The 10,761-nt window shown below is 61.2% G+C and carries 8 protein-coding genes and 1 tRNA gene; 5 read left to right on the top strand and 4 right to left on the bottom strand.

Features of this window, described 5'->3' with window-relative positions:
• Positions 1-1,010: 1,010 nt before the first annotated feature.
• The gene (locus tag AC30D9_RS29075) at positions 1,011-1,376 is read left to right on the top strand and encodes a DUF6124 family protein (protein WP_490145349.1); all 366 of its coding nucleotides are present in this window, start codon (positions 1,011-1,013) and stop codon (positions 1,374-1,376) included.
• A 174-nt stretch (positions 1,377-1,550) separates the two neighbouring features.
• On the opposite strand, the gene AC30D9_RS29070 is transcribed toward AC30D9_RS29075, so the two are convergent.
• The 4 genes from AC30D9_RS29070 to AC30D9_RS29055 form a co-directional block, all read right to left on the bottom strand.
• The gene (locus tag AC30D9_RS29070) at positions 1,551-2,897 is read right to left on the bottom strand and encodes a sigma-54-dependent transcriptional regulator (RefSeq protein ID WP_490145348.1); all 1,347 of its coding nucleotides are present in this window, start codon (positions 2,895-2,897) and stop codon (positions 1,551-1,553) included.
• Positions 2,894-4,483: a two-component system sensor histidine kinase NtrB gene (locus AC30D9_RS29065; RefSeq protein WP_134925871.1), complete on the bottom strand. Its 1,590-nt coding sequence runs from the start codon at positions 4,481-4,483 to the stop codon at positions 2,894-2,896. The genes AC30D9_RS29070 and AC30D9_RS29065 overlap by 4 nt, the downstream gene beginning before the upstream one ends.
• Positions 4,473-4,706 carry a PP0621 family protein gene (locus AC30D9_RS29060; RefSeq protein WP_134925870.1) on the bottom strand — a complete coding sequence of 78 codons (234 nt, stop codon included), beginning with the start codon at positions 4,704-4,706 and terminating at the stop codon, positions 4,473-4,475. The genes AC30D9_RS29065 and AC30D9_RS29060 overlap by 11 nt, the downstream gene beginning before the upstream one ends.
• 125 nt (positions 4,707-4,831) lie before the next feature.
• Positions 4,832-5,848, bottom strand: a complete 1,017-nt coding sequence (locus tag AC30D9_RS29055) for an outer membrane protein assembly factor BamD (protein WP_134925869.1) — start codon at positions 5,846-5,848, stop codon at positions 4,832-4,834.
• Positions 5,849-5,999: 151 nt separating this feature from the next.
• On the opposite strand from AC30D9_RS29055, the gene rluD reads away from it, so the two are divergent.
• From rluD to AC30D9_RS29035, 4 genes are all read left to right on the top strand, one after another.
• A complete protein-coding gene (rluD, locus tag AC30D9_RS29050) occupies positions 6,000-6,962 on the top strand; it encodes a 23S rRNA pseudouridine(1911/1915/1917) synthase RluD (protein ID WP_490145347.1) in 963 nt (320 codons plus the stop codon).
• Positions 6,959-7,684: a peptidoglycan editing factor PgeF gene (pgeF, locus tag AC30D9_RS29045; protein WP_490145346.1), complete on the top strand. Its 726-nt coding sequence runs from the start codon at positions 6,959-6,961 to the stop codon at positions 7,682-7,684. Before rluD ends, pgeF begins: the two co-directional genes overlap by 4 nt.
• A 130-nt stretch (positions 7,685-7,814) precedes the next feature.
• The gene (clpB, locus tag AC30D9_RS29040) at positions 7,815-10,379 is read left to right on the top strand and encodes an ATP-dependent chaperone ClpB (RefSeq protein ID WP_053125348.1); all 2,565 of its coding nucleotides are present in this window, start codon (positions 7,815-7,817) and stop codon (positions 10,377-10,379) included.
• 299 nt (positions 10,380-10,678) lie between these two features.
• Positions 10,679-10,754, top strand: a tRNA-Asn gene (locus AC30D9_RS29035).
• The last annotated feature ends 7 nt before the right edge of the window (positions 10,755-10,761 follow it).

Raw genomic sequence — 10,761 nt, 5'->3', positions numbered from 1 at the left:
GCCGGCCTGGTTCTCCCGGTCGTACACCTGTCAGATTTGTGGGAGCAAAGCTTGCTCGCGAGGCGGCCTGACAGCCGGCCTGGTTCTCTCGGTCGTACACCTGTCAGATTTGTGGGAGCAAAGCTTGCTCGCGAGGCGGCCTGACAGCCGGCCTGGCTCTCCCGGTCGTACACCTGTCAGATTTGTGGGAGCAAAGCTTGCTCGCGAGGCGGCCTGACAGCCGGCCTGGTTCTCCCGGTCGTACACCTGTCAGATTTGTGGGAGCAAAGCTTGCTCGCGAGGCGGCCTGACAGCCGGCCTGCTTCTCCCGGTCGTACACCTGTCAGATTTGTGGGAGCAAAGCTTGCTCGCGAGGCGGCCTGACAGCCGACCTAGTTCTTCCGGCCGTACACCGATCCAGTTGTGGGAGCGAGCCTGCTCGCGAAGACGGCGGCACATCCAACGCTGATGCAAGCAGATCCACTGCTATCGCGAGCAGGCTCGCTCCCACAGGAGAAACGCGGTCTTACCAAGAGTCAGGTCGGCTATCAGGCCGCCTCGTGGTGGACGTTGATCTCGGCGCCCCGTTAACCACGCTGGCCGAACGCAGGTATTGCGTAGTGGGCATCCCGGCATGGATGCCGGGATAGCCGCGCTGGACCATGGATGGTCCTTCGCGGCGGGCCCACGGAGCAATGCCTTCGTTCGGGCACACCGAGCCTAGGCGAGGTGCCGAGTGGTGGGCAGGAGCGCTTTGGTTACTTTCGCGCTTTTCGAAAGTGACCCGCTGTAAGAGCGGAACCATAAGTAGCCGTTACCGCAGAAACGGATATACACCCCGCCCTCACAGCCAACCAGGCTTTGTGGGAATGGTCGGACAAGATTCTGATTCGAGCCGAATTTTCCGACGAGCTCCGGCGGTTGCCGGGTGGGAAGAACTCTGGCTAACCTTTTCCCGTCGCTGCCAATTCAGCGTCCGGGCGTCGCGGCCCGAAAAACTTGGTAATCCATTCCCTCTTTGGAGTACCGCAATGAGTGACAAATCCCTACCACCTTCAGAAACCAATAACACTTCTCCTGACTCCAGCCTTAATCCAAAAGGGCTTGATGAAGCCGCCAAACGCGCCCTCGACTATTACCTCGGCCCAAAACCCGAAGCCAAAAAGAAACCAACCTCAAACCAGTTATTCACTGTAGTGGACGGCATCGACACCGAATGCCTCCTCACCAACCTCAGCGAAACCCTGGCCTCCGCCAACGCAACGATCAGCGACCTGGCCTTCAAACTTGAAGGCTCGCGGCGACATATCGCCTTGGGAGTACAGCAATTGATTGAGTTGAGTGAGTTATTGGCCAATCGTGTTCTGGACGAGCGGGTACCTGTGCCGGAGGGCTAGAGAGCGGCGTTACAGAGGGTGAACGCCGAACCTGTGGCGAGAGAGCTTGCTCCCGCTGGGATCTGAGATCTCGGAGTGTCAGGTTGATTGAAACGCTGCTTTGGGGCTGCTTCGCAGCCCAACGGGGATAAATCCCCTCGCCACAGAGGCAGGCGCGGGCTTCGAAACTGCGGCTCAATCCAACCCCAACTTCTTCAACCGATACCGCATCGACCGAAACGACAACTTCAACCGCTGCGCCGCCGCCGTGCGGTTCCAGCGGGTTTGCTCCAAGGCCTGGAGGATGAGCTTGCGCTCGACGTCTTCCAGGTAATCCTCCAGGTTGTCGACCTGCATCAAATCCGGGTTGCCCGCCTCGCTGGCACTGTTGCCTTCGGCCAGGCGCAGGTCGTCGGCTTCGATCTGTTGCTGTTCGCAAAGGGTGTAGGCCCGTTCGAGCATGTTCTCCAGCTCCCGCACATTGCCCGGGAAACGGTAGTTTTGCAGGGCTTGCAGGGCTTGTGGATGGAGCTTTGCCGCCGGACTGCCGGTGCTCATGGCCAGACGCTGGAGCATGTGGTTGGCCAGCGGTTCGATGTCCTCGCGGCGTTCGCGCAAGGGCGGGACGCGCAGTTCGATGACATTTAGCCGGTAATACAAATCCTGGCGAAAGCGCCCGGCGGCGACTTCGGCATCCAGGTCCTTGTGGGTGGCGCAGAGGATTCGCACGTCCACCACTTCTTCCTGTTGGCCGCCAACTGCGCGCACGGCCTTTTCCTGGATGGCGCGCAGTAGCTTGACCTGCATCGCCAGGGGCAGGTCGGCCACTTCATCGAGGAACAAGGTCCCGCCATGGGCGGCCTGGAACAGCCCGGGCTTGTCTTCGATGGCACCGCTGAAGCTGCCCTTTCGATGGCCAAAAAACTCGCTTTCCATCAGCTCCGTGGGAATTGCCCCACAGTTGACTGGCACAAAACCCTGGTTGGAGCGGGGGCCCTGTTCGTGGATCAGCCGGGCGACCAGTTCCTTGCCGCAGCCCGACTCGCCGCTGATGTACACCGGTGCCTGGCTGCGAGCGAGTTTTTCGATCTGTTTGCGCACATTGCGCATCGGTGGAGAGTCGCCCAGCAGGCAGCGCTCGATGGTGGTGGCCGGTATGGCGACCGGCGGCAGACGCAGGGCACTGGTGACCAGCTCCCGCAGCCGGCCCAGGTCGACCGGCTTGGTCAGGAAGTCGAAGGCGCCGGCCTTGAGGGCGTCGATGGCGGTTTCCAGGCTGCCGTAGGCGGTGATCATCGCCACGGGCAGTTGCGGGTAGCGTTGCTGGATGTGTTGCACCAGTTCCAGGCCGGTGCCGTCGGGCAGGCGCATGTCGGTCAGGCACAGGTCGAACGTATCCCCCGCCAGCAGGCTTTGGGCCTCGGCCAGGTTCTTGGCTCTGCGGGTATCGAGTTTCATCCGGCCCAGGGTAATGTCCAGGAGTTCGCGGATGTCCGGTTCGTCGTCGACGATCAGGATTCGTTGCCGTGAGCGAGTATTCAAATCTGTTTCCGTCCGTGAGCAAAGGTGATGCGAAAGCAGCCGCCGCCTTGGCGTGGTTTGAAGTCTAGGCGGGCCTGGTTGCTTTCGCACAGCTCACGGGACAGATAGAGCCCAAGGCCGGTGCCCTGGCTGCTGGTGGTAAAGAAGGGCTCGAACAAGTGCGCCTGCTGCTCTGGAGTCACGCCGGGGCCGTTGTCGATGATGTCCAGTGTGGATAGCTGGCTGTGGGGGTCGATGAACAGTTTCAGCCAGGCCTCGGCCTGTTCGTGGGCCATTGCGCTGTGGCGCCAGGCGTTGCGCAGCAGGTTGTCGAGTACCTGGGTCAACTGGTCGGGGTCCATCAGCGTGGTGTAGTCGCCCGGATCGATGCTCAGGTGCAATTGCTGGTGCTCGGCCATGCTTTCGCGCGCCTGTCGGACGAACTGCTCGAGCCAGGTCCGCAGATCGAGGCGTTGGGGCGTGGTTTGCTGGCGGCGAGACAGCTGCAGGACGTTTTCAATGACGCGATTCATTCGTTGGGAGTGATCTTGAATAATCTGCGTCAGACGTCGATCCGCGTCGTTCAGTTCCTCGGATTCGCGCAGCAATTGCGCCGCGTGGCTGATGGCGCCCAGGGGGTTGCGGATTTCATGGGCGATGCCAGCGGTGAGGCGTCCGAGGGAGGCGAGTTTCAGTTGCTGGGCCTGCTGGGCAACCTGGGCCAGGTCTTCGAGAAAGACCAGGATCTGATGCTGCTCGTTGTGGCCCAGGGCGATGAAGCTCGGTTGCAGTGTCAGGCCCGTGCCGCTGATGGTCAGGCTTTGCGCGCGCAGGCTAGGGTTGTTCCGCCATAGTTGCAGGCGCTCGACCAGGGCGACGGAGTAGTCATCGATCCGCTGGCCGACCAGGTCGTGCATGCCCAGCAGATTCAAGGCGCTTTCGTTGGCCAGTTGTACCCGACGTTCGCGGTCCAGCACCAGGATGCCGGTGCGCATGCGTTGCAGGATCAGTGCGTTGAGTGCTTCAAGGCCGATCACTTCGCTGGCCCGTTGCTCAGCCAGGGTTTCGCTGGCTTCCAGCCGTCGAGTCAGGCCTTGTACCAGCAGGGCGGCGGCGAAGCACAGTGCCCCCAGGGTGCCGGCTTGCAGATAGCTGCTGGGGCGGTTCGAGTCGCTCAGGCCGAGGAAGAAAGTCGAGCCGACGATACCGATCGTGGCGACAGCGGCGATCAACAGGCCGACCCGGCCTCGCAATAGCGTATTGCCGATGGCTACCGAGACGATGAGCAGGTTGCCGATGGCACTGGGCACACCGCCTGCGGCGAAGAACAGCCACGAGAGCAACAGCACGTCGGTGAGGGCGAGGCCGAACAGGCGGGCAGGGCGGCGGGTGTTTTCAAGAAACACCACCAGCAGGATATTCAGCACCAGGTACAACCAGCTGCCACTGCGCAGCAGGTCGTCGTTGGCGAACTCCAGCAGGCGATTGTCCAGTTTGCTGGAAATCAGCAGCACCAGGGTGATGCCGATGCTCAGGCGGTACAGGTGATAGAGACGCAGCAGGCGCTGCGTCTGTTTTTCGCGCGGGCTGGAGGCCTCAGCGCTCACGAGTGCCCGGGCCTTGCTCGAGGTGAGCCTGGCTGCAATACCATTGTTGTTCGAGGGCCAATGCCCGGTCGCGGGGCAGGTGTACGCCGCAATGGGCACAGCGGACCATGGGTGGAGCGTCCTGCTCGCGGGGCGCCTGCGATGGGGAAGAGGTGCTCTTGAACTTGCGCCAGAACCATACCGCGGCGGCAATCAGGGCGATCCAGAACAATAAACGAAGCATGATGGGCGGCTTTTTGGCTAATGATCCGGCAGTTTAGCCAAGGACAGGAACGGCGCACAGCGCAATAAAAGCCAGGCACAAAAAAGGGAGACCGTCGGGTCTCCCTTTTGGCTGATGCCCTGGTCTCAGTCGAACAGGCCGAAGGTCAGGTGGCTGAACCAGGAGCGGTCGCCGGACTCTTTCTCAGGCTCTTCTTCTTCGATCACGTCACCATTTTCATCCTTGGGCTTGAGTTCGTTCGGGATGGCTTCCTTGGCATCCTGGAACTGACGCTGCACGTCCTGGTTGGCGCGGGTTTCTCCCGGCGGCAGGGGTGGGCGGGACTCGATCAGGCCCAGGGTCGCCTTGCTCAGCCACGAACGGTTGTCCGCTTCGTCGACTCGTGGGGTGAACTGACCATCGACCAGGGATGGGTGATCAGGGTAGTTCAGCTTGAGGGTTTCCAGGCTGGTGGCCGCCAGGTCGTCCAGGTGCAGGCGCTGGTACGCTTCGGTCATCACGGCCAGGCCGTCGCCCACCGATGGGGTTTCCTGGAAGTTTTCCACCACGTAGCGACCACGGTTGGCGGCGGCGACGTAGGCCTGACGAGTCAGGTAGTAGTCGGCCACGTGGATTTCGTAGGAAGCCAGCAGGTTGCGCAGGTAGATCATGCGCTGCTTGGCGTCCGGCGAGTAGCGGCTATTGGGGAAGCGGCTGGTCAGCTGGGCGAACTCATTGTAGGAGTCGCGCGCGGCGCCTGGGTCACGCTTGGTCATGTCCAGCGGCAGGAAGCGCGCCAGCAGGCCGACGTCCTGGTCGAAGGAGGTCAGGCCCTTGAGGTAATAGGCGTAATCGACGTTCGGGTGCTGCGGGTGCAGCCGAATGAAACGCTCGGCGGCGGACTTGGCGGCTTCCGGCTCGGCGTTCTTGTAGTTGGCGTAGATCAGCTCCAATTGGGCCTGATCGGCGTAGCGACCGAACGGATACCGCGACTCCAGCGCCTTGAGCTTGGCGGTGGCGCTGGTATAGCTGTTGTTATCCAGGTCGTTCTGCGCCTGTTGGTACAGTTCGACTTCGCTCAGGTTTTCGTCTACGACTTCCTTCGACGAGCAAGCAGCAGTCAATGCGAGGATGGCGATCAGCAGCAGGTGTTTCACTTGCATGGCGGCTTGCGTCCCTATGACGGCCGCTGTCTTGGGCGGGGCCGTCCTGTTATGATGAGCGCCCCGTTGAAAAGCCTCGGGGCAAAAGACGCCGTATTTAACCACAAGCGCGCAGCCGAAACCAAAGGCTGTGCCGACGCCCAGTCCGAGCATGTCCGATAAAATAGAACTTCGCGCAGAGGTGCCGTCCGAATTGGGCGGCCAACGCCTCGATCAAGTCGCCGCACAACTCTTTGCCGAGCACTCTCGCTCGCGCCTTTCCGCCTGGATCAAGGACGGCCGCCTGACTGTGGATGGGGCGGTGATCCGCCCGCGCGACATCGTCCATGGCGGCGCCATCCTCGAGCTGACCGCCGAGCAGGAGGCCCAGGGAGAATGGGTCGCCCAGGACATCGCCCTGGACATCGTCTATGAAGACGACGACATTCTGGTGATCAACAAGCCTGCGGGCCTGGTGGTACACCCGGCGGCCGGGCATGCCGACGGCACGCTGCTCAATGCCTTGTTGCATCACGTCCCGGACATCATCAACGTTCCGCGCGCCGGTATCGTCCACCGCTTGGACAAGGACACCACCGGTCTGATGGTGGTGGCCAAGACCATCCAGGCGCAGACACAACTGGTCACTCAGTTGCAAAGCCGCAGCGTCAGCCGTATCTATGAGTGCATCGTGATCGGCGTAGTCACCGCCGGTGGCAAGATCAACGCCCCCATCGGTCGTCACGGCCAGCAGCGCCAGCGCATGGCGGTGATGGAGGGTGGCAAGCAGGCGGTCAGCCATTACCGCGTGCTCGAACGCTTCCGCTCCCACACGCATGTACGGGTCAAGCTGGAAACCGGCCGTACCCACCAGATTCGTGTGCACATGGCTCACATCAACTTCCCATTGGTGGGTGACCCGGCCTACGGCGGACGCTTCCGTATTCCGCCGGCTGCCAGCCAGACCATGGTCGAATCGCTGAAGAGTTTCCCGCGCCAAGCGCTGCACGCGCGTTTCCTGGAATTGGATCACCCGACGACCGGCAAGCGCATGAGCTGGGAGTCGCCGTTGCCGGATGACTTCGTCTGGCTGCTGACGTTGCTCAAGCAGGATCGCGAGGCGTTCGTCGGATGAGTGACTGGCTGATACCCGACTGGCCTGCGCCGGCCCGGGTCAAGGCCTGCGTTACCACCCGTGCGGGTGGCGTCAGCCTGGCGCCGTTCGACAGTCTCAATCTGGGCGACCATGTGGGCGACGACCCTGGAGCCGTCGCCGAAAACCGTCGCCGCCTCACCGATCGATTCGCCATCACCCCGGCCTGGTTGCAGCAGGTCCACGGCATTGCCGTGGTCGAGGCTGACCCCACCCAGGTAGCCACCGCCGATGCCAGTTGGACCGAGACGCCGGGTATCGCCTGCGTGGCGATGACGGCGGACTGCCTGCCCGTGCTGTTCTGCAACCGTGCCGGCACCCGCGTCGCGGCGGCCCATGCCGGTTGGCGCGGGCTGGCCAACGGTGTGCTGGAAGCCACCCTCGACAGCCTTGCCGTGCCCGCGGATGAAATCCTCGCCTGGCTCGGCCCGGCCATTGGTCCGCAAGCGTTTGAAGTCGGGCCGGAGGTGCGTGAAGCCTTCATCGCGCAATTGCCCCAGACGAGCCAAGCCTTTGCTGCGAGCCCCAATGCCGGCAAATTCCTGGCCGATATCTACCAATTGGCACGGCTGCGCCTGGCCGCACGCGGTGTCACGGCCGTTTACGGTGGTGATTTCTGCACTGTGACCGACCCACGTTTCTTTTCTTACCGCCGCAATCCGCGCACCGGTCGCTTCGCCTCGCTGGTCTGGATCGAACGCTAGACTTCTCTGATCTGTATCAAGGGCGCCCGGCTTGAATCTTCCAGAATCGACCACATCTATAACGGTATCTGGCAGGTTTCTTCATTCAGGATGTTTCCAAGGTCCGGCCTGCTCATTAGGAAGGTGACCCATGCGTATTGATCGTTTAACCAGCAAATTACAATTGGCCCTGTCCGATGCCCAGTCCCTGGCCGTCGGCCTGGACCATCCCGGTATCGAACCGGCGCATTTGATGCAAGCCATGCTCGAACAGCAGGGCGGCTCCATCAAGCCGCTGCTGATGCAGGTCGGCTTTGACGTCAACAGCCTGCGCAAAGAACTGGCCAAGGAACTCGACCAGTTACCCAAGATCCAGAATCCGACCGGTGACGTGAACATGTCCCAGGACCTGGCGCGGCTGCTCAACCAGGCCGACCGCCTGGCCCAGCAGAAGGGCGACCAGTTCATTTCCAGCGAGCTGGTGCTGCTCGCCGCCATGGACGAAAACAGCAAGCTCGGCAAACTCCTGCTTGGCCAGGGCGTAAGCAAGAAAGCCCTGGAAAATGCCATCAACAACCTGCGTGGCGGCGAAGCGGTCAACGACGCCAACCACGAAGAGTCGCGCCAGGCGCTGGACAAATACACCGTCGACCTGACCAAGCGTGCCGAAGAAGGCAAGCTCGACCCGGTGATCGGCCGTGACGACGAGATCCGCCGCACGATCCAGGTGCTGCAACGCCGTACCAAGAACAACCCGGTGCTGATCGGTGAGCCGGGCGTGGGTAAAACCGCCATCGCCGAGGGCCTGGCCCAGCGCATCATCAACGGCGAAGTGCCGGATGGCCTCAAGGGCAAGCGGCTGTTGTCCCTGGATATGGGGGCCTTGATCGCCGGTGCCAAATACCGTGGTGAATTCGAAGAGCGGCTCAAGGCGCTGCTCAATGAACTGTCCAAGCAGGAAGGGCAGATCATCCTGTTCATCGACGAACTGCACACCATGGTCGGTGCGGGCAAGGGTGAAGGCTCGATGGACGCCGGCAACATGCTCAAGCCTGCGTTGGCCCGTGGCGAGTTGCACTGCGTCGGCGCGACCACGCTCAACGAGTACCGCCAATATATAGAGAAAGACGCGGCCCTTGAGCGGCGCTTCCAGAAAGTACTGGTGGAGGAGCCGAGCGAAGAAGACACCATCGCTATCCTGCGCGGCCTTAAAGAACGCTACGAAGTTCACCACAAGGTGGCGATTACCGATGGCGCGATCATCGCGGCGGCCAAGCTCAGCCACCGCTACATCACCGACCGCCAATTGCCGGACAAGGCCATCGACCTGATCGACGAGGCGGCCAGCCGCATCCGCATGGAAATCGACTCCAAGCCTGAAGTGCTGGATCGGCTGGAGCGGCGCCTGATTCAACTCAAGGTCGAATCCCAGGCCCTGAAGAAAGAAAGCGACGAAGCGGCGAAGAAGCGTCTGGAAAGGTTGCAGGAAGAAATCGTTCGCCATGAGCGCGAGTATTCCGACCTCGAGGAAATCTGGAACTCGGAGAAAGCCGAAGTCCAGGGTTCGGCGCAGATTCAGCAGAAGATCGAACAGTCCCGCCAGGAGCTGGAAGCGGCCCGCCGTAAAGGCGACCTCAATCGCATGGCCGAGCTGCAGTACGGGGTGATCCCGGACCTGGAGCGCAGCCTGCAAATGGTCGACCAGCACGGCAAGAGCGAAAACCAGTTGCTGCGCAGCAAGGTCACCGAGGAAGAAATTGCCGAAGTGGTCTCCAAGTGGACCGGCATTCCGGTGTCGAAAATGCTCGAAGGCGAGCGTGACAAGCTGCTGAAGATGGAAAGCCTGCTGCACCAGCGCGTGATCGGTCAGGAAGAAGCGGTGGTGGCGGTGTCCAACGCCGTGCGCCGTTCCCGCGCCGGGCTGTCGGACCCTAACCGGCCGAGCGGTTCGTTCATGTTCCTCGGCCCTACCGGTGTCGGTAAGACTGAATTGTGCAAGGCGTTGGCCGAGTTCCTCTTCGATACGGAAGAGGCCATGGTGCGCATCGACATGTCCGAGTTCATGGAGAAACATTCCGTGGCACGGTTGATCGGTGCGCCACCGGGTTATGTCGGTTATGAAGAGGGCGGCTACCTGACCGAGGCTGTGCGGCGCAAGCCGTACTCGGTGATCCTGCTCGATGAGGTCGAGAAGGCGCACCCGGATGTGTTCAACATCCTGCTGCAAGTGCTGGAGGATGGTCGCTTGACCGACAGCCACGGGCGCACGGTGGACTTCCGTAACACGGTGATCGTGATGACCTCCAACCTGGGTTCGACGCAGATCCAGGAACTGGTGGGTGACCGCGAGGCGCAGCGCGCTGCGGTGATGGATGCGATCTCTACCCACTTCCGACCAGAGTTCATCAACCGGGTCGACGAAGTGGTGATCTTCGAGCCGCTGGCCCGTGATCAGATTGCCGGCATTACCGAGATCCAGTTGGGTCGCCTGCGCAGTCGCCTCACCGAGCGTGAGCTGAAACTGCAGTTGAGCGATGAGGCGTTGGACAAGTTGATTGCCGTGGGTTACGACCCGGTCTATGGCGCACGGCCGCTGAAGCGGGCGATCCAGCGCTGGATCGAAAACCCGCTGGCGCAGTTGATCCTGTCGGGTCGCTTCATGCCGGGTGAAACCGTGACCGGTACGGTGGAGAACGACGAAATCGTCTTCAACTGAAAGCCGGCATCGCCTGCAATTGGAATGGCCTCGCTTTGCGAGGCCATTTTTTTCATCAGGCCGTTGAACTCAAAGGAAAAGGCTTGTAAAGTGCGCCCCGCAGTCAGTCACCCCAAGGACGACTTCTCCCTGAGAAGGAATCCAAAATAAGTTGCAAATCATTGTCTTGAAAGCAATTTAAGGGGTTGACAGAGGTTTTGAAGATTGTAGAATAGCGCGCCTCAGACACACGAACGCAGCGATGCGTAAGAGTAGAAGAGGTTGAAGCTAGCTTCAACGTTGTAACTTGAAATATCAGTTCCGTGATAGCTCAGTCGGTAGAGCAAATGACTGTTAATCATTGGGTCCCAGGTTCGAGTCCTGGTCACGGAGCCATTTCAAT

This window comes from Pseudomonas sp. DF11 (assembly GCF_058148565.1).
The sequence above is the reverse complement of the archived record's forward strand: the minus strand, read 5'-3'. Positions and strand labels throughout refer to the sequence as shown.